Source organism: Cyanobium sp. Morenito 9A2, from assembly GCF_024345575.1.
Taxonomy (GTDB): Bacteria; Cyanobacteriota; Cyanobacteriia; order PCC-6307; family Cyanobiaceae; genus ATX-6F1.
In genome coordinates, this window is record NZ_JAGQBJ010000010.1 from 38,659 (window position 1) to 63,323 (window position 24,665).

At 67.6% G+C, this 24,665-nt stretch carries 22 protein-coding genes; 13 read left to right on the forward strand and 9 right to left on the reverse strand.

All coding sequences use genetic code 11. From position 1 onward, the window contains the following. Positions 1-80: 80 nt before the first annotated feature. The 4 genes from KBY88_RS12045 to KBY88_RS12060 all read right to left on the reverse strand — a co-directional run bounded on the left by KBY88_RS12045 (position 81) and on the right by KBY88_RS12060 (position 4,942). Complete coding sequence (locus KBY88_RS12045) at positions 81-1,706, reverse strand: YcjF family protein (RefSeq protein WP_254940183.1); 1,626 nt, start codon at positions 1,704-1,706, stop codon at positions 81-83. Further along, on the reverse strand, positions 1,703-3,826 hold the full coding sequence (locus tag KBY88_RS12050; protein WP_254940248.1) for a transglycosylase domain-containing protein: 2,124 nt from the start codon (positions 3,824-3,826) through the stop codon (positions 1,703-1,705). The genes KBY88_RS12045 and KBY88_RS12050 overlap by 4 nt, the downstream gene beginning before the upstream one ends. 64 nt (positions 3,827-3,890) lie before the next feature. Further along, a complete protein-coding gene (gene lspA / locus KBY88_RS12055) occupies positions 3,891-4,367 on the reverse strand; it encodes a signal peptidase II (RefSeq protein WP_254940184.1) in 477 nt (158 codons plus the stop codon). After that, positions 4,364-4,942 carry a biotin transporter BioY gene (locus KBY88_RS12060; protein ID WP_254940185.1) on the reverse strand — a complete coding sequence of 193 codons (579 nt, stop codon included), beginning with the start codon at positions 4,940-4,942 and terminating at the stop codon, positions 4,364-4,366. The genes lspA and KBY88_RS12060 overlap by 4 nt, the downstream gene beginning before the upstream one ends. A gap of 71 nt (positions 4,943-5,013) precedes the next feature. On the opposite strand from KBY88_RS12060, the gene KBY88_RS12065 reads away from it, so the two are divergent. Continuing rightward, positions 5,014-5,274 carry an NAD(P)H dehydrogenase assembly family protein gene (locus tag KBY88_RS12065; RefSeq protein ID WP_254940186.1) on the forward strand — a complete coding sequence of 87 codons (261 nt, stop codon included), beginning with the start codon at positions 5,014-5,016 and terminating at the stop codon, positions 5,272-5,274. On the opposite strand, the gene KBY88_RS12070 is transcribed toward KBY88_RS12065, so the two are convergent. Both KBY88_RS12070 and KBY88_RS12075 read right to left on the reverse strand, forming a co-directional pair. Then, entirely contained in the window at positions 5,243-6,535 is a 1,293-nt protein-coding gene (locus KBY88_RS12070; protein ID WP_254940187.1) for a M16 family metallopeptidase, read from the reverse strand. The genes KBY88_RS12065 and KBY88_RS12070 overlap by 32 nt on opposite strands. Then, the gene (locus KBY88_RS12075) at positions 6,532-7,800 is read right to left on the reverse strand and encodes a M16 family metallopeptidase (protein ID WP_315858130.1); all 1,269 of its coding nucleotides are present in this window, start codon (positions 7,798-7,800) and stop codon (positions 6,532-6,534) included. Before KBY88_RS12075 ends, KBY88_RS12070 begins: the two co-directional genes overlap by 4 nt. Before the next feature lie 57 nt (positions 7,801-7,857). Here KBY88_RS12075 and KBY88_RS12080 point away from each other — a divergent pair, with 57 nt between their 5' ends. From KBY88_RS12080 to KBY88_RS12130, 11 genes are all read left to right on the forward strand, one after another. Then, positions 7,858-8,583, forward strand: a complete 726-nt coding sequence (locus KBY88_RS12080) for a phycocyanobilin:ferredoxin oxidoreductase (protein WP_254940188.1) — start codon at positions 7,858-7,860, stop codon at positions 8,581-8,583. Positions 8,584-8,588: 5 nt separating this feature from the next. Next, positions 8,589-9,515 carry an HlyD family efflux transporter periplasmic adaptor subunit gene (locus tag KBY88_RS12085; RefSeq protein WP_254940189.1) on the forward strand — a complete coding sequence of 309 codons (927 nt, stop codon included), beginning with the start codon at positions 8,589-8,591 and terminating at the stop codon, positions 9,513-9,515. Between the two features lie 14 nt (positions 9,516-9,529). Then, the gene (gene devC, locus KBY88_RS12090; protein ID WP_254940250.1) at positions 9,530-10,699 is read left to right on the forward strand and encodes an ABC transporter permease DevC; all 1,170 of its coding nucleotides are present in this window, start codon (positions 9,530-9,532) and stop codon (positions 10,697-10,699) included. A 3-nt stretch (positions 10,700-10,702) separates the two neighbouring features. Further along, a complete protein-coding gene (locus tag KBY88_RS12095) occupies positions 10,703-11,401 on the forward strand; it encodes a DevA family ABC transporter ATP-binding protein (protein WP_254940190.1) in 699 nt (232 codons plus the stop codon). Positions 11,402-11,441: 40 nt separating this feature from the next. Continuing rightward, positions 11,442-11,597, forward strand: coding sequence for an Asl3888 family RNA-binding protein (locus KBY88_RS12100; RefSeq protein WP_011293689.1), 156 nt, complete (start codon positions 11,442-11,444; stop codon positions 11,595-11,597). 78 nt (positions 11,598-11,675) lie between these two features. Then, complete coding sequence (locus KBY88_RS12105) at positions 11,676-12,608, forward strand: glycosyltransferase family 2 protein (RefSeq protein ID WP_254940191.1); 933 nt, start codon at positions 11,676-11,678, stop codon at positions 12,606-12,608. A 134-nt stretch (positions 12,609-12,742) separates the two neighbouring features. Continuing rightward, on the forward strand, positions 12,743-13,459 hold the full coding sequence (rpsB, locus tag KBY88_RS12110; RefSeq protein ID WP_254940192.1) for a 30S ribosomal protein S2: 717 nt from the start codon (positions 12,743-12,745) through the stop codon (positions 13,457-13,459). Between the two features lie 86 nt (positions 13,460-13,545). Next, positions 13,546-14,208 carry a translation elongation factor Ts gene (gene tsf / locus KBY88_RS12115; RefSeq protein ID WP_254940193.1) on the forward strand — a complete coding sequence of 221 codons (663 nt, stop codon included), beginning with the start codon at positions 13,546-13,548 and terminating at the stop codon, positions 14,206-14,208. A gap of 92 nt (positions 14,209-14,300) precedes the next feature. Then, positions 14,301-15,665 carry a hypothetical protein gene (locus KBY88_RS12120; protein WP_254940194.1) on the forward strand — a complete coding sequence of 455 codons (1,365 nt, stop codon included), beginning with the start codon at positions 14,301-14,303 and terminating at the stop codon, positions 15,663-15,665. Next, entirely contained in the window at positions 15,623-18,157 is a 2,535-nt protein-coding gene (recG, locus tag KBY88_RS12125) for an ATP-dependent DNA helicase RecG (RefSeq protein WP_396103072.1), read from the forward strand. The genes KBY88_RS12120 and recG overlap by 43 nt, the downstream gene beginning before the upstream one ends. 43 nt (positions 18,158-18,200) lie before the next feature. Continuing rightward, the gene (locus tag KBY88_RS12130; protein ID WP_254940195.1) at positions 18,201-18,929 is read left to right on the forward strand and encodes a M15 family metallopeptidase; all 729 of its coding nucleotides are present in this window, start codon (positions 18,201-18,203) and stop codon (positions 18,927-18,929) included. On the opposite strand, the gene KBY88_RS12135 is transcribed toward KBY88_RS12130, so the two are convergent. Both KBY88_RS12135 and sir read right to left on the reverse strand, forming a co-directional pair. Next, positions 18,899-19,489 carry a hypothetical protein gene (locus KBY88_RS12135; RefSeq protein ID WP_254940196.1) on the reverse strand — a complete coding sequence of 197 codons (591 nt, stop codon included), beginning with the start codon at positions 19,487-19,489 and terminating at the stop codon, positions 18,899-18,901. The genes KBY88_RS12130 and KBY88_RS12135 overlap by 31 nt on opposite strands. A 56-nt stretch (positions 19,490-19,545) precedes the next feature. Next, positions 19,546-21,288: a sulfite reductase, ferredoxin dependent gene (gene sir / locus KBY88_RS12140; RefSeq protein WP_254940197.1), complete on the reverse strand. Its 1,743-nt coding sequence runs from the start codon at positions 21,286-21,288 to the stop codon at positions 19,546-19,548. A gap of 91 nt (positions 21,289-21,379) precedes the next feature. On the opposite strand from sir, the gene glyS reads away from it, so the two are divergent. Beyond that, positions 21,380-23,545 carry a glycine--tRNA ligase subunit beta gene (gene glyS / locus KBY88_RS12145; RefSeq protein WP_254940198.1) on the forward strand — a complete coding sequence of 722 codons (2,166 nt, stop codon included), beginning with the start codon at positions 21,380-21,382 and terminating at the stop codon, positions 23,543-23,545. Between the two features lie 30 nt (positions 23,546-23,575). Here glyS and KBY88_RS12150 read toward each other — a convergent pair whose 3' ends face one another. Beyond that, complete coding sequence (locus tag KBY88_RS12150) at positions 23,576-24,664, reverse strand: type III polyketide synthase (protein ID WP_254940199.1); 1,089 nt, start codon at positions 24,662-24,664, stop codon at positions 23,576-23,578. Between the last annotated feature and the right edge of the window lies 1 nt (position 24,665).

A 24,665-nucleotide genomic window follows, 5' to 3' on the forward strand; every position in this document is an offset into this window, starting at 1 on the left:
GGGCTCCAGGCGGAGCCGCTGGGTGGCGATCACCACCGGCGCCCTTTCGATCCTGATCGCGGCGCTTTATCTGGTGCTGATCACGGTGCTCGATGCCCGCGGTCCCTTGCGTCCCCCTCCCCCCGAGGCCCTCGGCGCGGTGATCCTGGACGAGGGGCCTCCGGTCGCGGCGGCAGTTGCGGATCCTTCCCCCGCTGCAGGGGCTCCACAACCCGATGGAAGGCAGCCTCCAGAAAACGCTTCAACACCGAATCCCGGCGATTCAGGTCGTATTGCCGCTGGACCACCTCCTGAAGGCCGCCGTCCCCCCAGTCCTGATCCTGCTCGAAGTAAGTGATGAAGCTCAGCCCGGCGATGCGCGTCAGCCAGGCGGCCCCGACGGCCTGCAGGGCCGCACTCGCCACCAGCACAGGCAGGTTGAGGGTGAGGGCGGAGCCGATCAGGCCGAGGCCCCCTTTGATCACCCCGAGGCTCGCCAGGGTGCGGCCCACCGACACCGCCAGATCCTGAGCTGTCTGGCGCGTGAGCGTGACGCCGTAGGCCCGACCGATCTCCACCACCATCTGGGCGTTCACCGCTGCGGCGCCGAGCAGATCCAGCACCGGCAGAGGGGTCATCACCAGAACTCCCGCCCCGATCCACATGTAGCGATCAACGATCGACTCGGCATCGCCGTGGCGTTGGCGCGCCAGCAGCTCACGGCTGGCCTCAGAGAGCCGTCGGCTCTGCAGAAGGATGTTGTCCGCGATCAGCTCCTCGCCGTCCTGATGCAGCACCGTCGACAGCCGGCGCAGCAGCGCCTCCAGCTCTGGCTCCGGCTGGAGGGGGCGACCGCCCGGCAGCGGCACCGACTGCGGGGCGGCGCTGGCGGGCACCACATCCTCCGGATCGATCCTCCCCTGGCAGCGCCGGCGCAGCAACTCCAACAGCCTGCGCTCCTCAGCCTCCCCCCGCAGATCGCATTTGTTGAGCACCAGCAGCAGTCGCTTGCCCAGGCTGGAGAGGGCCGCGAACACGTCCATCTCCGCGGCGCGAAGATCGCCATCCACGACAAGCACCAGCAGATCCGCCAGGGTGGCCTGGGCGCGGGCGACCGTTTCCCGCGCTTGCCCTTCGCACCCGGCCTCCAGGATCCCCGGGGTATCGATCAGCCGCAGGCCACGCTCGAGATCGCGCAGGCGCAGCCGGTAGGTGGTGCAGCCCTCGGTGGAGCCCATGGCCGCCCCCACCCGGCCCACGACTTCCTGGAGCAGGGCGCGGATCAGAGAGGTCTTGCCGGTGGAGCCGGCGCCGAACAGCACCAGCACCAGATCCCCGCGCTGCAGGTCGGCTTCGATCCTCTCCCGCTCCTGGCGCAGGGCCTGGCGTTGCACCTCGTCGCGCACCCGATCAAGCACCTGATCGATCGCCGCCAGGTTGCGGCGGGCGGCCTCCTGGCGGGAGGCTGGGGGAGCTTCCAGGACCGCGGCGGCAGCCTTGCCCTTCGACGGGCGGCTCCAACCGCTGATCCAGGGCCAGGCCAGCCGGCCCAGCAGCAGGGCGCCGCCCCCCACCACCAGCAGCAGCACCGGCCCCACCAGCCAGCTGGGCAGCAGGTAGCTGAGCTGCCAGAGCAGGTTGTTGAGCACCTGCACCACCAGACCGACCACCACCAGCACCACCAGGGCCAGGCCCAGCAGCCACCAGAGCTTGGCCGGGGGCTTCAAAGCCGCGCGGACTGGGGCAGGCTGCCCGTGCCAGCGGCGCGGACGATGCTGCTCCACAGGCCCGCCGCCAGGGCGCTGCTGCTGGAGGTTGGAGCGTTGTCATCGTTGCCGAGCCAGATGCCGATCACCCAGTGGCGCCGGGGCTCGTAACCCACGAACAGCAGGTCGCGGGCATCGTTGGTGGTGCCTGTCTTGCCGCCCTCCTGGCCACCGAGGTAGGCGGCCGTGCCGGTGCCGCTGCGCACCACCGCCCGCAACAGCCCCTGCATCTGGCGAGCCGTTTCGGTTGTGATCACCCGCCGGCCGGCCGCGGTCGTCCGAGCGCCGCTGCGGCGGGAGGCGCGGCAGCGGGCACTTTCAAGGCCGCCGCAGGTTTCGGCATCGGTGAGTTTGCGAATCGTGGTGGGGGCATGCCAGACGCCGTCGTTGGCCACCGCCGCATAGGCAGCGGTGAGCTCGATCAAGCGCACCTCGCTCTGGCCCAGGGCCAGACCGGGCACCGGCGTCAGTGGGCTGGTGATGCCCAGATCCTGGGCCTTGCGCACCACGGCCTCGAGACCCACCCGCCGGGCCAGACGCAGGGCGGCGGTGTTGCTGCTCATCGCAAAGGCCTGGGTGAGGCTGACCCGGCCGCCGCAAGAACTGGCGAAGGCCTGACCGCCCCAGTCCAGGGGCGCGCAGCTGATCGAATCGCTGGGGCGCTGACCTCGGCCCAGCGCCGCCAGGTAGGTCATCAGCTTGAAGGTGCTGCCGGGCTGCCGCAGGGCCATGCTCGCCCGGTTGAACTGGCTGTAGCGGTAATCGCGGCCGCCGGCGATGGCCAGCACGCCGCCGTTGCGATCATCCAGCACCACCACGGCCCCCTGACTCACCCGCAGGGGCGCGGCGGCCTGCAGCTCCCTGCGCAGCTCCCGTTCCACCACGGCCTGCAGCACAGGATCCAGATACGTTTCCACCAGGAAGTTGCCTTCCGCGGCCACGTCGGCCCCGAGCAGGTTCTGCAGATCCAGGCTCACCTGGTCGGTGTAGAAGGGCGCTGGCCGGAGGCCGCTGCCGCCGCGACAGGCCTGGGGGCTCAGCTGAATCGGCTGGCGCCGGCTGCGGCGGGCCTGGTCGGCGCTGATCCGGCCGGTGTCGGCCATCTTGTTGAGCACACCGTTGCGAAAGGCCAGGGCAGCCTGGGGGTTGCTGCAGGGGTCGTTGCCATTGGGGGAGGGAAGCAAACCCACCAGCAGAGCCGCCTCCTCCAGTTGGAGCTGGCTGGCGGGACGGCCGAAGTAGGCACGGGAGGCGTCTTCGAACCCCCAGCCGACCCCCAGGTACACGCGATTGAGATAGCTCAGCAGCAGGTCGTTCTTGCTGAAGCGGGCCTCCAACTGCAGGGCCACCAGCAGTTCCCGCCATTTGCGCTCGAGCGTTTCCCCCTGGCCCACCTGGTCGGGGTAAAGGCTGCGGGCCAACTGCTGGGTGAGGGTGCTGCCCCCCTCGAGCACCCGGCCCCCGAGCAGGTTCGCCACCAGGGCGCGGGTAGTCCCGATCGGGTCCACGCCCGGGTGCCACCAGAAACGGCTGTCTTCGCTGGAGAGCAACGCATCCACCAGCACGCGCGGGTAATCGGAGAGCGAGGCCTTTTCCCTGTGCTGACTGGAGTCAGCGGAGCTGAGCGGTTTGTTGGTGCGGTCGTAGAGGGCCAGGGGACCGCGCACGTTGGCCAAGCTGCCGCGCACGGGCATCTGCACCAGCGAGAGGGTGAGCAAGGCCAGGCCCGTCGCCGCCACGGCGCCTAGGCCCAGGCTCAGCATCCTGGCCACCTGGGGAAGGCGTGGGGATGGCAGACGGCGGAAGGCGACCTCAGGCAGCCCTGGTTCTTGGCTGGGTCCGAAACGCACCACGTCCCCGTCCCTGAGCAGCAACTCCGTGAGGCGGCGGCCCTGCCACCAGAGCCCATTGGTGGAGCCGTTGTCGCGCAGGAGCCAGTGACGTCCGTGCAGCTCCAGATAGGCGTGCTGCTTGCTCACGGCCGGGTGATCGATCACCACCTCCAGGCCCCGGTCACGGCCGATGCGGTACAGGCCACTGTGGAGCTGGAGCCGGCGGCTGCCCTGGCCAGGCACAAACACCTCCAAAACGGCACGGGCTGAGCCGGCGGCCGCCAGACCCTGAGCCGTTGGGTGGCTCACAGAATCAACGCTTGGGGGCGCCATGGGGTCGGATCAGATCAACCAGGAGGAACAGCACGGCGAGGTTGATTGCCACATCAGCCCCATTGAAAATTGGGAAGTCGATGGGCACCAGTTCCAGAAAATCGATCACGCTGCCGTGGCGCCAGCGGTCGAGGCCGTTGCCGATCGTTCCGCCCAGCAGCATCGCGACCCCCCATCCCTGCCAGAACCGTAGGGGGCCACTGCGCAGCAACCAGATCAGGACCCCCAGGGCCACCAGCAGCGAAACCAGTGCCAGCAGGGGGGTGGCGTTGGTGAAAAGACTGAAGGCGGCACCGGTGTTGAAGACCAAGCGGCGCTGCAGCAGACCGGGCAGCAGCGGCAGGGCCACCCCCGGGGTCAGATGCTGGAGTGCGAGGGCTTTGGTGAGCTGGTCGAGACCCACGACGGCCGCCGCCACCACAAGCACCCCCCCGCGTTGGCGTTGTTGGGAGCTCATCGGCGTTCGATCAACAGCAACCGCCTGAGGGGCACGGCGAGCACAGCCACCGCGCAACAGAGCAGCAACTGGGGAAGGAGGGGCCCCAGGCTGTAGCTCAGCAGCAACTGCGGCAATCCTGTCCCCCAGCGACCGGCCAGGCTGCCCAGGAGGAGGTTCACCGTGCCACAGAGCTGCAGCACCACCAAGCCGATGACGGCGGCCCCCGCTAGGGCAAGGGGATCATCCATGCCCTCTTGACGGGCCAGACGACCGGTGACCCAGGCGGCGGGCAAGAACCCCGCCAGGTAGCCGAAGCCTGGATCAAGCAGGTAGGCGGTGCCACCTCCGCCGTGGAAGACCGGCAGTTCGAACAGCCCAACCGACAGGTAGGCCACGGCCGCCAGCATCGCGCCTCGGGGGCCGCACACCAGTGCCGTCAGCAGCAGGGCGGGCACCTGCAGGGTGATCGGCAAGGCAATCAGGGCAACCCCTCCCGTGCTGCCGGGGCCGGGGACGGCGGCCTGGATCAGGCCGCCGATCACGATCAACAACAGGCCGGCGACGGCGCCGCTCCAGGTGGCGAGAGCCCGCAAACAAACCAGGGGATGCAGCCCCCATCCTGCAGTAAGTAGGTTCGGCTGAACAGGTGGTTCGCCCCGTCACCATGGTCGATTCCCCATCCGGAACACCCACCTTCGCCATTGGAGATGGGGTGCGGCTGACGAGCACCCCGGCGTACCTCAAGAGCGCCGATCCCATGCCGATGCTGCGGCCGGCTGATCTGATTGATCCCGAAGAGGTCGGCCAGGTGGTCGGGCAGCGGACCAGGGGTCTGCTGACCGTGCGCTTTCGCCGCGGTGCCTTTTTGCTGGAGTCGTCCCAGCTGGAGGCCCTCAGCGGTCCACCCCCAGCGGCCCTGAGCTGAGCGGGTGGCGTCTCCAACTGGAGGCTGCGGCCTCCAGGGCTTGGGCGGGTCCGCAGAGGCTGAGGGCCGGCGCCCCCAGCCAACGTTGGGCGGCACCGAGAAGATCGGCCGGGGTGAGGTCGCTGCTTTGGGCCAGGGCACCATCGGCGTAGTCCCAGTCGAGACCGTGGGAAAGGATCAGGGCGTGGCGATCGGCGATCTGGCTGCAGGTCTGGCGCCCCAGGGCCTCCTGGCCACGGAACTTGGCGCGTGCCAGGGCCAGTTCCGCTGAAGCGAGGGGCACCTCCAGAAGCCGCTGCCATTCATCCAGAAGCCGGGTGGTGGCCTCGGCGGCCCGTTCGGCGGAGCTGGAAAGGTGGAACACGAAGGGGGCGGCGCCGCGCCGGGCGGGGGCATGGACTCCCACGTCGTAGGCGAGGCCGTGCTGCTCCCGCAGGGCGACAAACAACCTGCTGGACATCCCCACCCCCAGATGGCAATGGAGCAGCCGCAGGGCAAGGGCATCGGTCGCACCCAGGGGCACGGTGGTGGCGCCCAGCATGAGTACCAGCTGCTCGGTGTCATCGCTGACCAGGCCCAGCCGCTCGCCGGGCGTTCCCCCCGGGCCGTCGCACCGTGGGGGGGCAAAGCTGGCCCAGGGCTCACAGGTTTCCAGGGGCTCCAGCAACGGCTCCAGGGGGGCGCTCGGCTGACCGCAGATCACCAACACCGCCCCTTCGCGACCGAGATCGGGGAGCCGCTGGGCCAGCTGCGCCGGTCCCAGTTGCTCCAGATCCTCCTCCACGCCCAATGGATCGTGCCCATAGGGGCCTGAGCCGTAGAGCTGGAACCGCAACTGGTCGTGGGCCAGCTGGAAGGGATCCTCCCGTTGGCGCTGGAGGGCCTGGAGGTTCAAGTGGCGCTCCAGTTCCACCTGGTCGGGCTGCAGCCAGGGGCGCTGAACCATGGTCAGGAGCAGGGGCAGCAGGGCAGCGCTGTCGGCGCTGGCGCACTTCAGGCTGATCAACAGGCCGTCTTCGTTGGCCTCACAACGCAGGCCGGCGCCACGGCTCTCGACCAATTCAGCAAGGGCCTCGCCGTTCAACGGCCCACAACCACGGCTCAGCACTCCCGCCAGCAACTGGGTGAGGCCCCTGCCACCGACGGGGTCACCGCTGCTGCCCGCGCGGATCAGCAGCTTGGCCGAGACAATTTCAGGGCCCGGACGCCGCTGAACCCAGACCGGACATCCACCCGGCATGGCGAAACGCTCTGGGCTCATGCGGGCAGGGCCACCAACGTGAAGGCGCGCTCGGGATCCAGCCGTGGCACCCATTCAGCGTGCAACCGCTCGGCGCTCCAGCGCTCGATGGTCTCCAGTGGATGCTCCAGATCCAGGGGGCGTCCCCAGAGGGCGTGGCTGCCGATCAGACCCGCCACCGAAGCGCTCGATTCCAACGAAAAGCGGTAGCCGTTGGCCACCAGCCGTTGGGCGCGCTGAACCTCAGACGGCTCGGGCGGCTGGTCCGCCAGCTCCTGCCACACCCGTCGGATGCCCTGCTCCACCTGCTCCACCTGTTCAGGTTCACAGACCGCCTCCAGCAGGGCCAGGCTGCCCGCCTCGAGCACATTGAGATCGAGGTCGATGCTCTCGACCAGACGCCACTCTTCCCGCAGGCGCGCCACCAGCCGACTGCGGCGCCCCTCCGCCAGCAGGGTGGTGAGCAGATCGCCGCCCATCACCGCTTCATGGTCCCGGGCGGCCGGCAGTTGCCAGGCCATCAACAGCCGGGCCGCCTCCAGGCGCGGCACCTCCAGGCGGTGCCTGCCGCTGGAGAGTCGCAGATCGGGGGCTCGTTCCTGGGCAGGGGCGCTGACGAGATCCGCCAGGGGCCCTCCGGCCAAACGCTCCTCCAGATCCAGATGGCCCAGGGGGCCGGCCAGGGCCAGGCAGCAGGATTCGCTGTGATAGTTGCGGCGGTGGAAGGTGGCCATTGCCTCAGGCCGATGGCGCTCCAGCGCCGCGCGTTCGCCGAGGATTGCGCGCCCGTAGGCGTGGCCAGGGCAGGCCAGGTTCAGCAACGTCTGGAACACCACCTCATCGGGCTGGTCCTCGCTTTGGCTCAATTCTTCGAGCACCACCTGACGCTCCATGGCGAAGTCATCAGCGTCGAGCCGCGGTTCCAGCACCAGCTGCAGCAAGAGATCGAGCGCTTCGGCGGCCCCCTCAGGTGGGATCAGAACGTGGTAATGAACGTCATCGAAACCGGTGGCGGCGTTGCTGTTACCGCCCAGGGACTCCACCCGATGGTCAAACTCCCCGGGACCGAGGCTGCGACTGCCCTTGAACACCATGTGCTCAAGGAAATGGGCCAGGCCCGATTCTCCGGGCTGCTCACGCCGGCTGCCGGCCTTCGACCAGAAATCAAGGCATACCACCGGGGCGTCCGCCATCTCCAACTTCACCACCTGAACCCCGTTGGCCAGTCGCCTGAGGGTGGGTTGGGCCGCGGTGGCCTCAGCCGTCGGCATGGGGGTGGCAGGCAAGGGCAACGGGTGGGAAGAGCGTGGCAGGATCACCATTCTGCTGGCCCCTGTTCCCCGGTGAAGCCAACGACGACCATCCATCCGCTCGTCGATGCCCTTGCCGAGCGCATCCGCGGCAGCTGGAACGCCCTGCCCGAGCTGGCTCCCCTGGCGATCGATCCCGCCCTTGAAGCGATCAGCGGCAGTCTCGATGGCGAGAGCCTCTACATCCGCAACGAACTCCGTCAGTGCCGGGGCCTGCGCAAGCTCCACCTGGAAACCGCGCGCCTGGGGGGCGGTCTGCAGATCCTCCATTGCGTGTATTTCCCTGATCCCCGCTTTGACCTTCCCATCTTCGGCGCCGACATTGTCGCCGGACCCGCCGGAGTTTCGGCGGCGATTGCGGATCTCTCCCCCCTGGGTGGACGACTTCCCGCCGCCATCGAAGCGACCCTGGCCGCCCTGCCCCAGCGCCCTTACCGCCAGCCCAGGGAGTTGCCCCCCTGGGGCACGATCTTCTCCCCCTTCGTTCGCTTCGTGCGGCCGTCGGCGGCCGAAGAAGAGCAGTGGTTCAGCGACGACGTGATCCAGCTGCTCGCCGTGCTCGCCGAGGCCATCGAGGCCACCGAACCACAGGCACTGGATGATCCGAGTACGGTTTTGCGGCATAGCTCGCAATTGGGGTATTGCCAGCAACAGAAACGGAACGACAAGACCCGGCGGGTGCTCGAGAAGGCGTTCAACCCCCAGTGGGCCGACCGTTACATCGAGGAACTCCTGTTCGACGATCCCCGGCCCCTTTGAGCGGTTTGACGAACGCCCAGGGCCGCTGGTGGATCGGTGGCGGGGTTGCCCTGCTGGCCCTCCTGGTCTTCGGCTTTTGGCGCGCACAGCACAAGCCCCAACCAGCGCTCGCCCCCAGCGCCGCTCAGCAGCGCTCAGCGGCCGCCGAGCGCCAGGCCCGTGAGGCGGTGTCAGCCCTCGGACGCCTGGAGCCGGCTGGGGACGTGCGCAAGTTGGCGGCGCCGATCACCGGATTCGGCGGCAGCCCACGTATCAGTGAATTGTTCGTGGAGGAGGGGCAGAGCGTGACAGCAGGCCAGCTCCTGGCCCGGTTCGACAATGCACCTTCTCTGCTGGCTGATCGCCTCGTCTTGCGCACGCGCATCACCAGCCTGAGTGCGCGCTACGCCGTGCTCGAACGCGAAACCAAGCGCTACCGCCAGCTCGCCCTCGGCGGGGCCACCTCCACCGATGATCTGGAGGCAAGAGAGCTCAAGTTGATTGAGCTCAAGGGCCAGCTCGATGAGGCCAGAGCCAGTCTGGTCAAGGTCCAGGCCGATCTCCTCAATACCGTGTTGCGGGCCCCCATCGACGGGACCGTGCTGCGGCTGAGCTCCCGGGTGGGCGAACGACCGGGTGATAACGGCATTCTCGAGCTGGGGGCCAGTGAGCGCATGGAAGCGGTGGCCGAGGTCTACGAGAGCGATATCGACCGTGTACGACTCGGCCAGAAAGTGCGCCTCACCAGTGAGAACGGTGGCTTCGCGGGAACTTTGATCGGCACGGTCGCGCGCATCAGCCCCCAGGTGCGCCAGAGAGTGGTGGTCTCCACCGACCCCACGGGCGACGCCGATGCCCGGGTCGTGGAAGTGCGGATTCAGCTCGATCCTGCTGACGTGGCCAAGGTGCGCCAGTTGACGGGCCTGAAAACCATCAATCGCTTCGAGCCGTGAATCCCCTGGGCTGGATCGCGGGCTTCTGGCGTGGCCGCCGGATTCCCCTCTCGTGGCTGCTGCTGACGCGCCAGCCGGTTCGTCTGGCGGTGGCCCTGGCGGGCATCAGCTTCGCGGGCATCTTGATGTTCATGCAGCTGGGTTTCCGCGACGCCCTGTTTGATGCCAGTGTCACGGTCCACAAGATGTTCAACACTGATCTGGTGTTGATGAGCCCGCGCACCAAGAGCTCGATCTCCATGGCGGGCTTCCCCCGCCGGCGCCTGGTGCAGACCCTGGCCGATCCCGAGGTGGCCGGCATCTCGCCTGTGCATTGGAACCTGCTGCTCTGGCGCAACCCCCAGACCCGCGGCACGCGCTCGATTCTGACCTTGGGCTTCGAGCCCGGCGATCCCCTTTTCCTTGATCCCGAGCTCTCCGAAAAAGCGACCCTGCTTACTCAAAAGGGGCGCGTGCTTTTCGATGAGCGCTCCCGCGACGAATTCGGCCCGGTGGCGAAATGGTTTCGCCAGGGCAGGACGGTAGAGAGTGAGGTGGCCGGCAAGCGCCTGCGGGTGGCTGGGCTGTTTGCCGTGGGCCCCTCCTTTGGCGCCGACGGGAATCTGCTCACCAGCAGCGAGACCTTCCTGAGCCTGCTGCCCTCAACTCCAGCGGGCAGCATTGAGCTCGGTCTGATCCGTCTCAATTCAGGCGCTGATGCCGAGAAGGTGGCCGCACGGCTGCGTCAACAGCTGCCCAAAGACGTGATCGTCTACACCAAGGACGGCTTCATTGAGATGGAGAAGGACTACTGGCGCAGCAGCACCGCCATCGGCTTCATCTTCACCCTCGGCGCCGGCATGGGTTTTGTGGTGGGCTGCGTGATCGTCTACCAGATCCTTTATTCCGATGTGAGCGACCACCTGCCTGAATACGCCACCTTGATGGCCATGGGATACAGCTTGATCACCCTCCTGGGGGTTGTGGCCCGCGAGGGCCTCTTGTTGGCGGTGCTGGGCTACCTGCCCGCCTATGGCGCCGGACAGTTGCTCTACGGCGTGGTTCAGAACGCCACCAAACTGCCGGTGGCCATGTCCAATGATCGCGCCGTGATCGTGTTCACGATGATTCTGGTCATGTGCATGGCTTCGGCCGCCCTGGCCATGCGTCGCCTGGGCGACGCCGATCCCGCGGAGATTTTCTGAGCCATGGCTGCTGCCATCAAGGTATCTGGTTTGAGCCACTGGTATGGCGAGGGAAGCATGCGTCGCCAGGTGCTGCAGTCGATCGATCTCACCATCGAAGCGGGCGAGGTGGTGCTGCTCACCGGGCCGTCAGGCTGCGGCAAGACCACCCTGCTGACCCTGGTGGGGGCTTTGCGCCAAGTGCAAGCCGGCGAGGTGAAGGTCTTCGGCGAGGAATTGAACGGCTCCAGCCGCTCCCAGCGCCAGCAGCTGCGGCGCCGCATCGGCATGATTTTTCAGGGTCACAACCTGCTGCGTTGTCTCAGCTCAGAGCAGAACGTGCAGATGGGCTCCGATCTGCTGCCGGATCTGAGCTACCGCGCCCGCCGCGACCAGGCCCGGGAATGGCTGCGGGCCGTTGGGCTGGGGGACCATCTCGGCAAGCTGCCCCACGATCTTTCCGGGGGCCAGAAGCAACGGGTGGCGATTGCCCGGGCGCTGGCCGCCCACCCCCAGCTGCTGCTGGCGGATGAACCCACCGCTGCCCTCGACAAGCAAACCGGGCGCGAGGTGGTCGAACTGCTGCAGCGTCTGGCGCGTGAGCAGAGCTGCGCCGTGCTGATGGTCACCCACGACCCGCGCATCCTCGATGTGGCCGATCGCCTGGTGCAGATGGAGGACGGGCGGCTCTCGGTGTCCTCCCTGGCGCTACAGGCCGGTTGAGTAGGCTGGAGGTTGATCTTCAATCCCATCTGGGAGACGCATGTCCAAGCGCAGGAACCTCAAGAAAGAAAAGCAGGAGCGCAACCGCGCCTACGCCCGCAAGTTCAAGAAGCGCAAGCTGCGCAACGACGGTCGCGGTGAAGGCGCCGGCAACGGCGTGACCGGCACGGCCAACAACGGCGGCGCCGCCGATTGATCCGGGCCTGGCCCCATCAACCCAATGTCTGGGGATCCGCAGGGGTCCCCTTTTTTTGACCGCTTGGATCCCCCTTCCATGCATCTCAGCGTTGTCATCCCCACCTACAACCGCCGGCCGATCCTCGAGAAGTGCCTGCGTGCGCTGGAGCAGCAGCGTCTGGCGGCACCGATCGAGGGTTATGAGGTAGTGCTCGTCGACGACGGCTCCACCGACGACACCATCGCCTGGCTGGAGCGGGAAGCAGGGGATTTTCCCCATGTGCGTCTGATCGAGCAGGACCATGGCGGCCCGGCGGAGGGGCGCAACCGGGGCGTGTCCCATGCCAGGGGCGATGTGATCGTCTTCATCGACAGTGATCTGGTGGTGACTCCGGACTTTCTGCTCGCCCACGCCAGCGCCCTCTCCGCAGCCTGGGGGCGCCAAGGGAACCGGCTCTGCTTCACCTACGGCGCTGTGATCAACACCAGCAACTTCGAAAACCCCAGCGCCGAACCCCACAAGCTCAGTGATCTCTCCTGGGCGTACTTCGCGACGGGCAACGTCGCCATCGACCGGGAACTGCTGGAGCGCGCCGGGCTGTTCGATCTGGGCTTCAGGTTGTACGGCTGGGAGGACCTCGAGCTGGGCGAGCGGCTGAGGCAATTGGGGGTGCAACTCGTGCGCTGCCCCGAGGCCGTTGGCTACCACTGGCACCCGGCCCTGCGGCTGGAGCAGGTGGACGATCTGATCCGGGTGGAGCGGGAGCGGGCAAAAATGGGCCTGGTTTTCTACCGCAAGCACCCCACCCGCCGGGTGCGTTTCATCATTCAGTTCACCTGGCTGCACCGGCTGCTCTGGGAGCTGCTCACCCTCGGGGGTCTCCTCAATGAGCGCAGCCTGCGGCCGCTCTTGGGCTGGTTGATTCGCCGGGGCCACACCGCCCTGGCCATGGAGCTGCTGAGGCTGCCGCTCAACCGCCTCGGTGTGCGCGCCCTGTTTGCCGAAGCCCGCGCCGAGGGACTGCGCTGAGGGCCTGCGCTACGGGCGGTTTGATAGGTTGGTCAGGTTCCTCTTCACTCCGCACACCTGCATGTTTCGGGTGATCGAGGCCTCAGGGCCCCACGATCCCTGGCAGGTGGAGGCCAACCCGAAACCTTTTAACCATGGCTGTTGTCACTCTCGCTGAAATGATGGAGGCGGGTGCCCACTTCGGGCACCAGACGCGCCGCTGGAATCCAAAGATGTCGCGCTACATCTATTGCGCGCGCAACGGAGTTCACATTATCGATCTCGTGCAGACAGCCGTCTGCATGAACAACGCCTACAAGTGGACCCGTAGTGCCGCCCGCTCTGGCAAGCGTTTCCTGTTTGTGGGCACCAAGAAACAGGCTTCTGAAGTGATCGCCCAGGAGGCGACCCGCTGCGGCGCCGCCTACGTGAACCAGCGCTGGCTCGGCGGCATGCTCACCAACTGGAGCACCATGCGCGCACGGATTGATCGCCTCAAGGACCTTGAGCGCATGGAGTCCTCCGGTGCGATCGCCCTGCGTCCGAAAAAGGAAGCGGCCGTGTTGCGCCGGGAGCTGGAGCGCCTGCAGAAGTACCTGGGCGGTCTCAAGAACATGCGCCGGCTGCCGGATGTGGTGGTGCTGGTGGACCAGCGCCGTGAAACCAACGCCGTGCTTGAAGCCCGCAAGCTCGACATCCCCCTGGTGTCCATGCTTGACACCAACTGCGATCCTGACCTCGCCGACGTGCCCATCCCCTGCAACGACGACGCCGTTCGCTCAGTGCAACTGGTGCTCGGTCGCCTGGCGGATGCCATCAACGAAGGTCGCCATGGCGCCCAGGATCAGCGCAGCGACGACGACGAAGGCTGAATCGGGCCCCATCCCCCATCGGCCTCGGTCGCTTCCCCTTCGCAACGGGACTCCCAGGCCCCTCTTCCCCTCCCACACCCCGACCCATGGCTGAGATCTCAGCGAAGCTTGTTAAGGAACTGCGCGATAAAACCGGCGCAGGCATGATGGATTGCAAAAAGGCGCTGACTGAAAGCGGAGGCGACACCACCAAGGCCACCGAATGGCTCCGCCAGAAGGGCATTGCCACCGCCGAGAAGAAGGCGGGTCGCACGGCCGCTGAAGGCGCCGTGGGCAGTTACATCCACACCGGAGCCCGCGTTGGTGTGCTGGTGGAAGTGAACTGCGAAACTGATTTCGTTGCCCGGGGCGAGCTGTTCCAGGAGCTGGTACGCAACGTGGCGATGCAGATCGCCGCCTGTCCCAACGTCGAATACGTCACCACCGACCAGATCCCCTCCGAGGTGGTCGAACGCGAGAAGTCGATCGAGCTCGGCCGTGACGACCTCGAGGGCAAGAAAGAAGCGATGAAGCTGAAGATCGTCGAGGGTCGCATCGCCAAGCGTCTCAAGGAACTCGCCCTGCTTGATCAGCCTTTCATCCGTGACAGCGCCGTCACCGTTGGGGAGATGGTGAAGCAGGCCGCTGGCAAGACCGGCGAGAACATCCAGGTGCGTCGCTTCACCCGCTACACCCTCGGTGAGGGCATTGAGGTAGAGGCGACTGACTTTGCCTCTGAGGTCGCCGCCCTGAGCGGAAAGGCGGCCTGAGCGCCACCAGCCAGCCACTGAATGAAGCCCAGCGTCAGCTGGACCTCATTGACGAGCGGCTCCTGCAGTTCCGCCCGGAGCTCTGCCGCCACTTGGCGCTGTACCTTCAGGTGCTGCGCAAGGCTCTCCTGCATCAGGTGCAGCAGGCCTGCTTTCACCTGGCCACGCAGGTCCATCCCGAGCGCTACGGCCAGCTCAGCGCCACCGAACGCGCCGAGTTGCACCGTCGCCTGGAGAGGCTCGTCATGCGCTGCGGGTCGCTGCTCACGATTGAGCAGCTCTGCGGTCTCGGCCACCAGCTGGAGAAGGAGCAACGCCAACAGCAATTGGAGCAACGGCAATCAATCCTGGCGGCCCTGCACTCGGCCGAAGAAGCCGCCACGGATGAGCTGCCGGAGGGTTCGGTACAGCTTGGTTTGGATGTGCCCCTTTCAGCCGAGTTGTTCAGCGAGGGCCTGGCTGGTCTGGTGGGCTTCGGAATACGCATCCCCGCTGGCCCAAGCGATGACGGCAAGGCTTGTGGCAACGGATTCGCCGCTGCTGAGACCCGTGGCAGCAGGGCCCCTGGCCCCAGCGACGATCTCCCCGAGGACGGCGTTTCAGGGAACGACAAGCTGGAGACTGGCATCGACTCTGGCGAACTGAACGACGCTGAGCCGGAAGGATCTGATCTTGAACAAGATGATCTCGATCAGGTGGGAGACCAAGACCAAGCCCTCGACTCAATCGAGAGCTTGGCATCCGACAGCTCCACGGGCTTCTGGATGGCCGGCGAGATCGAGGACAGAAGCGACGGGACCAGGGGTGACGGAGAGCGGCACGGGACGGGCCCAAGCTCTCAACTGAGGCTGATGCAATCCCTGTTCAGCCTCGCGGCCGAGACCATGGGCCGCCAGCCGCCACCGGAGCAGGAGGCTCCCCAGGCCCCAGACGCAGCAGCGCCGGCTGAACCTCCAAGTCACCGTGCTTCCCCTGCAGCGGCTCCCATGGCGGACGCCCCCCTGCTGCCCAGCAACCCCATCGAGCTGCTGGATTGGTGGCAGGCCCTGGATTGGGCCCTGCAGCGGCGGCTGCGCAATCTCTCCCATGCCCTCAACGTCGATCTGCTCCGCCTGAGGCTCACCCGCAGCCTGATGCCGGTCAACCTGCTGGAGGCGGTGCTCCAGGGCCAGATCGATCCCCTGAACGCCCCCGCCAACGTGCTGCGTCTGCAATTGCCCTTTGCCTCGGCGGCGGGGGGTCTGCAGCTGGAATCCCTGGGATTGCTGTTGCGCTGTGGTGATCTGGAGGATGCCCTGCCGCCGCTGCGCACCTGTCGCAAGCGCCTTGAGCACCAGCGCCTGGAGTTGCGCAAAATGGCCCAGCACCACCGCCATTGGCAGCGGCGGCTGCACACCCTCGAAGCTGAACAGCAGTGGTTGCAGGACCAGCGCCAGGTGAACCCGCCCCCCTCCTGAGCGGTCCCACCCCTGAGCAGGACGCCTGGTTCAGCGCGCTTCAGCGATCCCTGGAACTGGAGGCTGAGCGAGGTTTCGAAGATCTCACCGGCAGGAGAGAGCAATTCAGCGCCTTTCTGGCACGCAGCTGCCGCCAGCCCCCCCCCGAGCTGCCGGCCGCCGCCCTGGCCCCGTTCAGCGCCCTGGCGGAGGGGTTTGGCGCCTACGCCAGCCTGCCTTTGTCGCGCCGCCAGAACCTGGTGCGCCAATGCCGCGAGCGCCTGCACGCGCTCCGGCAGGCCCTGCAGCCTCCCGCGACGGTCGCTGCGCCGCGGCTGCGGCTGAGCGCTGACCCCGGCCCCTTGAGCCCCCCTGGCTGGAAGGGAGCCGGAGCCGCTCAACCGATTGCCCCTGACACCCCCCTGTCGGACGTCAAGGGGATCGGCCCTCGCACGGCCACGCGGCTGGCAGCCCTGGGCCTGTTGGTGGCCCGTGATCTGGTGCGTTATTACCCCCGCGACTATCTCGACTACTCCAACCTCTTGCGGATCCGCGACCTCACAGCCGGTCAAACCGCCACGGTGGTCGCCACCGTGCGCCGTTGCCATGTGTTCAACAGCCCCCGCAACCCCAACCTGTCGATCCAGGAGCTCCAGCTCCAGGACATCACCGGTCGCCTCAAGGTGTCGCGCTTTTTCGCGGGCCGACGCTTCAGCTCCCCGGCCTGGCTCAAGAGCCAGCAGCGTCAATTCCCGCCGGGCTGCAAGGTCGCCGCCAGCGGCCTCGTCAAGGAAGGGCCCTACGGCCTGAGCCTGCAGGACCCCCTGATCGAGGTGCTCGAGAGCGCCGATGCGCCCGTGCGCTCCGAGCGCATCGGCCGCCTGCTGCCGGTGTATGGGCTCACCGAGGGCCTTGGTGCCGACCGGCTGCGCGAGGCGATTCAGGCGGTGCTGCCGTCGGTTGAGCGCTGGGGGGATCCGTTGCCAAAGGGGCTGCTTCAGCAAGAGGGGCTGAGTGATCTCGCCACGGCCCTCAGTCAGATCCATGGGCCCAGCGATGGGGAGCGCCTCAGCGCCAGCCGTCGACGGCTGGTGTTCGATGAATTCCTGCTTCTGCAACTGGGGCTGCTCCGGCGCCGTCGGGAGCTCACCAACCGGCCAGCTCCGCCCCTCACCCTGCCGCCAGGCCAGGGCAGCCTGGTGCGCCGCTTCCTGAAGCTGCTGCCCTTTCCGCTCACGGGTGCCCAACGGCGGGTGCTGGCGGAAATCCGCGCGGATCTGGCGCGGCCCCAACCCATGGCGCGCCTGGTGCAGGGGGATGTGGGCAGCGGCAAGACGGTGGTGGCCATCGCCGCCTTGCTCACCGCCGTGGAGGCGGGGCATCAGGGCGCGCTGATGGCCCCGACGGAGGTGCTGGCGGAGCAGCATTACCACAAGCTTTGCGAATGGATGCCCCAGTTGCACGTCACCGTGGCGTTGCTGACCGGATCCACCCCCCGGCAGCGGCGCCGGGCCCTGTTGCAGGACCTGGAGAACGGCAGCCTGCGCCTGCTGGTGGGCACCCATGCGCTGCTGGAGGACCCCGTGCGTTTCGATCGCCTGGGCCTTGTGGTGGTCGATGAGCAGCACCGCTTCGGGGTGCGTCAGCGCAACCGCCTGCTGGCCAAGGGCCTCCAGCCCCATCTGCTGACGATGACCGCCACCCCGATCCCCCGCACCCTGGCACTCTCCGTCCATGGCGATCTGGACGTGAGCCAGATCGATGAACTGCCCCCCGGTCGCACGCCTGTGCAGACGCGTCTGCTGCGGCCGGGCGAGCGCAGCGAGGCCTATGCGCTGATCCAGCAACAGGTGGACCTGGGCCAACGAGCCTATGTGGTGCTCCCCTTGGTGGAAGAATCCGAAAAGCTCGATCTACGCTCAGCGATCGAAGTCCACGCCCTGCTGCAGGAGCAGGTGTTTCCCCTGCTGCGCGTCGGCCTGCTGCATGGACGCCTGAGCAGTGTCGAAAAGCAGGACGCCATCGGCGCCTTCGCCCGCGGCGACACCGATGTACTCGTGTCCACCACCGTGGTGGAGGTGGGTGTGGATGTGCCTGAAGCGAGCGTGATGATGATTGAGCACGCCGAGCGTTTCGGGCTCTCGCAACTGCACCAGTTGCGGGGGCGGGTGGGGCGCGGGGCGGCGGCCTCCCATTGCCTCCTAATCAACGACAGCGGCAATGCCGGCGCCCGTCAGCGGCTGGAGGTGCTGGTGCGCAGTGGTGATGGCTTTGAGATCGCCGAAATGGACCTGCGGCTGCGCGGCCCCGGCCAGGTGCTTGGCATACGTCAGTCGGGCCTCCCGGATCTGGCCCTGGCCAGCCTCTGCGACGACGGCGCCGTGCTGGAGCAGGCCCGGGAGGCCGCCAAGAGACTTCTGGCGGACGATCCCGCCCTGGAACACCACCCCGGCCTGGCCCAGGCCCTGGCGGAACAACAGCAGCGCACCTGCGAGGCTGCCCAGCTGAACTGAGGCGCCATGGCCGCTTCAATGGGCCCAGTCGTGTTCGTTGCCCATGGCGCCACCAAGGCCCTGGAGTGCCATCGAGATCACCGATAACGGCGAACCGCTGGTGCCTTTGCCTGCAGCGCTCCTGCGCATCGAGCCCCACCCTTACCAGGCGCTGGGGGCCCCCTACGGGGCCGGGGCCTGCCCATTTCGCCTGCGCCTGGGAGTCGTGACAAGGCTGCTGGCGGCCCAGGCGGCGCTGGAGCGAGCCGCTCCAGGCTTGACCCTGGCGATCTTCGATGCCTGGCGGCCGGTGGCGGTGCAGGCGTTCATGGTCGAGCACGCCGTGGCCAGCACCTGCCAAGGACGGGGTGTGGACCCCGGAGCGCCCAGCCCAGCGCGCTCGGCGATCGAAGCTGAGGTGGCACGGTTCTGGGCTCCACCGAGCCAGGATCCCGCCACACCGCCGCCCCACAGCACCGGTGCTGCCGTCGACCTCACCCTCGCTGGTGTGGAGGGAGCTCTCCTGGATCTGGGCTCTCCCATCGACGCCATCGGGGCGGTGTCCGATCCTGATCACTTCGCTGCCGCCGCCGCCGCGGATCCCCAGGGGGAGGCAGCCCTCTGGCATGGCCGGCGCCAGTTGCTCGCGCAGGTGATGGCCGCCGCGGGCTTTCACCGCCACCCCCATGAGTGGTGGCATTTCAGCCATGGCGATCAGCTCTGGGCCTGGCTGGAGGGAGAGGCGCTCGCCCCCTACGGGCGTTACCGCGGTGACGCGGAGGAGTCTTGCTGAGTGTTCGGTTCGCGGGGGGTGGGACGGAGCGGACTCCATTCGATCGGCGACATATCGAAGGCCGAGGGGGTCGCTCGCGGGCCGGGAGCTTTGGTGGGTGGCGCCGTTGGGGGCGAACCGGAAGGCATGGCTGGAGCGGAGCCAGGCGGAACTGCGCGGAGGGGCAAGGCGCGAGGCTGAGCCTGGGAAGGCGCCCCGGGTTCAGCCTCTGTTGGCTGGGGCGGCGCCAACGCCGGCCCTGGGGGCGGCAGCGCCAGACCCATGGCCTCAATCAGGCGCTCCACCTGGGCGGGCGAGAGCAGACCCTTGTCCAGACAGACCTTGAGGCTGCCGGCCGTGAGCTGACGCTGCAGGCTGGCCAACTTCTCCAGCACGGCTGGGGGTTGGTCGGCATAGGGTGCCAGGCCCCGTTTGAATCCACTCAACAGCCGCTCTGGGCTGCAGCCCTGTTGATCGGGCTGGTAGCTCTGGGTGGGCGCGACCGGGGGGAGGGGCACCGTCCGCTGGGCCTGAACCGCCCCTGGGACGAGCAGGACGGCGAGGGCCGGGGAGAGAACCATGGACAGCCGATGGGGCCATCTCGCTGCGCGCCCGAACCAAGCGCAGAACGCGCCCGTCATCCCACCGGCGCCGCCAGGAGCTCCATGACCGCGGCAGCCCCGAGCTGCTCGATGAAGTCACCAAAGCTCTGGCTGGGGCTCAGGGGTTTCCAGCGCAGCAGCAAGGGCTCCAGTGTTGGTTCGAGAGCCGACAGGGGGACCCGTTGCAGGTAGGGAGCCGCCAGGCGGGTCAGATCGGGGCTACCCCCCAGCCAGAGCTGGTACTCATCAACACCGATCCCCACCAGCCCGATCTCCGCCATGTACGGGCGGGCGCAGCCGTTGGGGCAGCCGGTGACGCGCAGGAGCACGGCTCGGTCGATTCCGATCGTTTCCAGCTGGCGCTCCAGACGATCAAGCACGGCCGGCAAGATCCGTTCCGCCTCGGTGACAGCCAGGCCGCAATTGGGCAGGGCCGGGCAAGCCAGGGCATGGCGGGCCAGGGGCGCCGGAGCTTCAGGGTGGGAGTAGCCGAGTTCAGCAAGGGCGGCGCGCACACTGTTGCGCTGGCTGCCGCCGATGTTGCAGAGCAATAGATCCTGGTTGGGCGTCAGCCGCACGTCCAACTGATAGGTGGCGATCAGATCCCGCAGGCCGCGCTTGAGCTCACCCTGGAGGCGACCGCTGAGCACGGGTAGACCCACAAACCAGAGACCGTTGCCCTGGCGGTGCCAACCCAGGTAGTCCACAAGCTTGCTCTTCGGTTCAGTCTTCAAGGGCAGCAGGGCCCCAGAGAAGTAAGAACCCAGCTCCTGGCGAAACCAATCGATGCCCCGGTCGTGGATCAGGTACTTCATGCGTGCATGGCGACGCTGTTCCCGGTCACCGTGGTCCCGTTGCAGGGCAACGATCGCCTGCAGCAGGGGCATCACAGCGGAGCCGGCCACGTAACCGAGCGGGTCGGCGATTCGGGCGAAGGTTTCCTCCTTGTTGTGGGTGCGGCCCATGCCTCCCCCGACGTAGACATTACAGCCCTTCAGGCGCCCCCTGGCATCAGTGAAGGCCACCAGACCGATGTCCTGGGTGAGCAGGTCGACCGAGTTGTCGCCGGGCACGGTGACGGCGACCTTGAACTTGCGCGGCAGGTAGGTGCCCCCATAAAGCGGTTCGGCGCCATCGCCACTGAACACCGCTCCCATCGCCTGTTGCTGGCGCACCTTGCGCACGGCGGCGACGGGTTTGATCCGGTGGCTGTGGTCCCCATCGAGCCAGACATCGAGGTAAGCCCCCTCCGCTGCTTCGGGTGAAAGCAGATCGGCCACGCGCTCGGCCAACTGACGGGCCGCCGGATAGCCTCCGCTCTCGAATGGGGCAGCTGGAGCCATCACGTTGCGGTTGATGTCTCCGCAGGTGGCCAGGGTGGAGCCCAGATGGCGCACGATGGTGGCGATCACCTCCTTGAGGTCGCCCTTGGCGATGCCGTGCATCTGGAAGGTCTGGCGGGTGGTGGCCCGCAGGGTTCCGTTGCCAAGCCGGTCGGCCAGTTCGTCGATGGCCAGATAGAGCGGCACGGGGATGCGGCCACCGGGGCTGCGGAGGCGCAGCATCATCTGCCAGTCCTTTTCCTTGCCCTTCTGCCGGTTGTCGCGGTTGTCCTGCTGGTAACTGCCGTGGAACTTGAGGATCGAGACCGCCGATTCCGTGAACTGTGGGCTGCCGTTCGCCAGCTCGCTCAACAGAGGTTCGCGCAGATACCCGCTTTCCGCTTTGAGGCGCTCGATTTTGCTCGGAGCCTTCGTGGGCTCAGAGGTGATGGTCACGGCAGCACACCAGATGGGATTGACCGTAGCGAACGGGTGGTGGCTGCAGGGTTGTTCAATACAGTCATGGGCTGCTCTGTGCCCCAAGCCCGTGGCCACCTTCCTGCTGGAGATCGGCACCGAGGAACTTCCGGCGGATTTCGTTCGTCTCGCCCTGCCCCAGTTGGAGGCTGCGGTGCGCCGCGACTTGGCGGATCTGCGGCTGGCCCATGGCAGTGTGCGCAGCCTCGGCACCCCCCGGCGCCTGGCGATCCAGGTGGAGCAGCTGCCAGCGGGGCAAGACGATCTGGTGGAGGAGCGCAAGGGGCCACCTTTGGCCCAGGCGATCGTTGATGGGCGGCCCACGGCGGCCGCCACCGGCTTCGCGCGACGCTGGGGCATCGAAGCCTCTGAATTGGAGATACGCGAGACCCCGAAGGGTGCCTTCGTGTTCGCCCAGTACCGCCGGATCGGCCGCCCCAGCTCAGAGTTGCTGGTGGAGCGGATCCCCAGCTGGATCACCGAACTGCAGGGGCGCCGGTTCATGCGCTGGGGCCAAGGGGTGATGCGCTTCAGCCGGCCGGTGCGTTGGCTGGTGGCGCTGCTCGATACCCAGTTGCTTGAGCTGCAGCTTGAGGGCTCTGATCCAGCCCTCCACAGCTCGCGCGACAGCCGGGGGCATCGCCTGGAGACCACGGCCGTGCCCATAGCCCATGCCGCGGACTACGTCACCGCTCTGGCGGCGGCCGGGGTGCAGGTGGACGGCTCCGAGCGCGCCCGCTGGATCCGCCAGGCCCTGGGCAAGGCCGCCGAGGAACGGGGAGCCCACCCTGAACTGCCCAGCGAGCTGTTTGACGAGCTCGTCGATCTGGTGGAGTCGCCCAGCCTGATCGAGGGGTCCCTCGACGAGCGCTTCCTGGCCCTGCCGCCGGAGGTGCTCAGCACGGTGATGCGCCTCCACCAGCGCTACGTGCCCCTGGTCGCGACCGAGGCCTCCTGGGACCCCCTCGCCCTCAGCTCGGAGGGGCGTTTGCTCCCCTGCTTCCTCTGCATCGGCAACGGCCTGGAGGCGGCCGCAGACACCGTTCGCCGCGGCAACGAACGGGTGCTTAAGGCGCGGCTCGCCGATGCCGAGTTCTTTTGGCGCGCCGACCGCAGCCAACGCAGCGAGAGCCGGCTGGCCGACCTCGATCGGGTGACCTTTGCCGAGGGCCTGGGCAGCCTGCTCGATCGCACCAACCGCCTGGAGTGGCTCACGGATCTACTCCTGGAGCTGCTACCCCTGGAGGGGGATGGGGCCGCCCATGCCCGCCGGGCGGCCCGGCTGTGCAAACACGATCTGGTCAGCCAGCTGGTGGGGGAGTTCCCAGAATTGCAGGGGGTCATTGGCGCCAAGCTCCTGCTGGCCGAGGGAGAGCCGCGGGGGGTGGCCCTGGCGGTGCTGGAGCATTACCTGCCCCGAGGCGCCGGGGATGGGTTGCCTACCTCCGGTGCCGGTGCGGTGGTCGCCCTGGCCGAGCGCCTGGAAGTGCTGTTGAGCATCTTCGCCAAAGGGGAGCGACCCACGGGCTCCTCCGACCCCTATGCCCTCCGCCGGGCGGGCAACGGGATGCTGCAGATCCTCTGGGAGCGGGGCTGGCCGCTGGATCTGGGACGACTGCTCAGCCGCGCCAGCGCCCATTGGCAGTCGCTCTTCCCGGCCTTTGGCGTGCGGGCCGAGGACCTGGCGAATGATTTGAGTCAGCTCCTGCGCCAACGGCTGGTCAGTTTGTTGGAGGAGCAGGGCTTCGCCCCCGATCTGGTCCAGGCAGTGGCGGGGGAGACGGTGCCTCTGGGGCGCCTGATCAGCGATCCCACCGATGCCCTGGGGCGGGCCAGGCTGCTGGCGGAGTTGCGCCTGGAAGGGCGTCTGGCGGCTGTGCAGGCGGTGGTGCAACGGGCCTCAAGGCTGGCGGAGAGGGCCTGCCTGGCCAGCGATGTGCTCAGCCCCGAGGGGGTGGTGGATCCCTCACTGTTCGAGTCACCCAGCGAACAGGGGGTGCTGGATGTGCTCCTGGGTCTTCACTCCGCCGCTACTGGAGCGCAGCGTGGACGTTACCGGCAGCTGGCTGCGGGGTTGGCCGAGGGGGCTGCAGCCCTGGCGGCCTTCTTTGATGGGGACATCAGCGTGATGGTGATGGGCGACGATCCCGCCGTCCGCGGCAATCGGTTGAATCTGCTGGCAGTGCTGCGCAACCAGGCGTCGGTGCTGGCGGACTTCAGCCGCCTGTCGGGGTGAGCAGGCCCCGCCTGGCCCCTGCGGTGGAGCTCAGCTCAGCAGGGCCACCTCCACGCTCAGGCCCGGGCCGAAGGCCATCGCCAGGCAAGGACCGGGAGCCTGGGCCTGTCGCAGCCGCTCGAGGATGAAGAGGATCGTGGCTGAGGACATGTTGCCGCAGCTCTTCAGCACGGCCCTGGAGGGTTCGATCAGCTCCGGAGCGAGATCCAGGGCCTCCATCACCGCCGAGAGGATGCGCGGCCCACCGGGGTGCACGGCCCATGAACCGATCGTTTCGAGGCTCTGCCCCTGGCGGGCCAGCCAGTCCTGCAGCCAGGGCCGCAGGTGTGCAGCGATCAGGGCCGGAACCTTCGCAGAGAGTGTCATGGCGAAGCCGTGATCCTCGATGCTCCAGGACATCGCCTCCTGGCTATCGGGAATGAGCAGCGAACCACTGGCGATGTGTTGCTGGAACGGTGCAGGTGCTTCGGTCCAGCCCGTGGCCACCAGGGCTGCGGCGCCATCGGCGAACAACGCATTCGCCACGATGCGCTCGGGATGCCAGCCGTACTGGAGATGGAGGCTGCAGAGCTCGACGGAGCAAATCAGCACGCAGGCCTGAGGATCGGCACCGATGAAGCCGGCCGCGACCCTCAGGGCATTGAGTGTGCCGTGACAACCCATGAAGCCCACATGGGTCCGGGCCACCTCCCCCCCCAGCGGCAGATCGCGCATCAGGCCGAAATCGAAGCCCGGAGCCTGGAAACCTGTGCAGGAGACGGTGATCAGATGGGTGATGCGTGCGCCCGGAAGCTCGGCCTGCTCCAGGCAGCGCCGGGCCGCCTCCAGGGCCAGGGCGCCGCATTCGCTTCCGTAGCGACGCATGCGAGCGCCCGTGCTGGGGTTGCTCGGGCCAAAAAACGACTGCCGGTTGGCGCCGCCGTGCTCGCCGGGTTCAAGCAGCACGCTGTGCCTTGTGGCAACCCCGGAACGGCGATGGATCGTCTCCAACAGTCTCTGTTGACCAGGAGAGCTGGAACCCTCGGGCGTGGCCACGGCCCGGGCGACCAGACAGGCCTCGTCCTGGTTGAGGCGATGGAGTGGCAACGCGGTGCCAAGCCCCCGGAGCGTGAGGGCCATG

Bases quoted from the DNA above. Each gene is read 5' to 3' on its own strand.
- lspA (WP_254940184.1), bottom strand. From the start codon at position 4,367: ATGAGCTCCCAACAACGCCAACGCGGGGGGGTGCTTGTGGTGGCGGCG.
- KBY88_RS12065 (WP_254940186.1), top strand. From the start codon at position 5,014: ATGGTCGATTCCCCATCCGGAACACCCACCTTCGCCATTGGAGATGGG.
- KBY88_RS12070 (WP_254940187.1), bottom strand. From the start codon at position 6,535: ATGAGCCCAGAGCGTTTCGCCATGCCGGGTGGATGTCCGGTCTGGGTT.
- KBY88_RS12095 (WP_254940190.1), top strand. From the start codon at position 10,703: ATGGCTGCTGCCATCAAGGTATCTGGTTTGAGCCACTGGTATGGCGAG.
- KBY88_RS12100 (WP_011293689.1), top strand. From the start codon at position 11,442: ATGTCCAAGCGCAGGAACCTCAAGAAAGAAAAGCAGGAGCGCAACCGC.
- KBY88_RS12105 (WP_254940191.1), top strand. From the start codon at position 11,676: ATGCATCTCAGCGTTGTCATCCCCACCTACAACCGCCGGCCGATCCTC.
- rpsB (WP_254940192.1), top strand. From the start codon at position 12,743: ATGGCTGTTGTCACTCTCGCTGAAATGATGGAGGCGGGTGCCCACTTC.
- tsf (WP_254940193.1), top strand. From the start codon at position 13,546: ATGGCTGAGATCTCAGCGAAGCTTGTTAAGGAACTGCGCGATAAAACC.
- KBY88_RS12130 (WP_254940195.1), top strand. From the start codon at position 18,201: ATGGCGCCACCAAGGCCCTGGAGTGCCATCGAGATCACCGATAACGGC.
- KBY88_RS12135 (WP_254940196.1), bottom strand. From the start codon at position 19,489: ATGGTTCTCTCCCCGGCCCTCGCCGTCCTGCTCGTCCCAGGGGCGGTT.
- KBY88_RS12150 (WP_254940199.1), bottom strand. From the start codon at position 24,664: ATGGCCCTCACGCTCCGGGGGCTTGGCACCGCGTTGCCACTCCATCGC.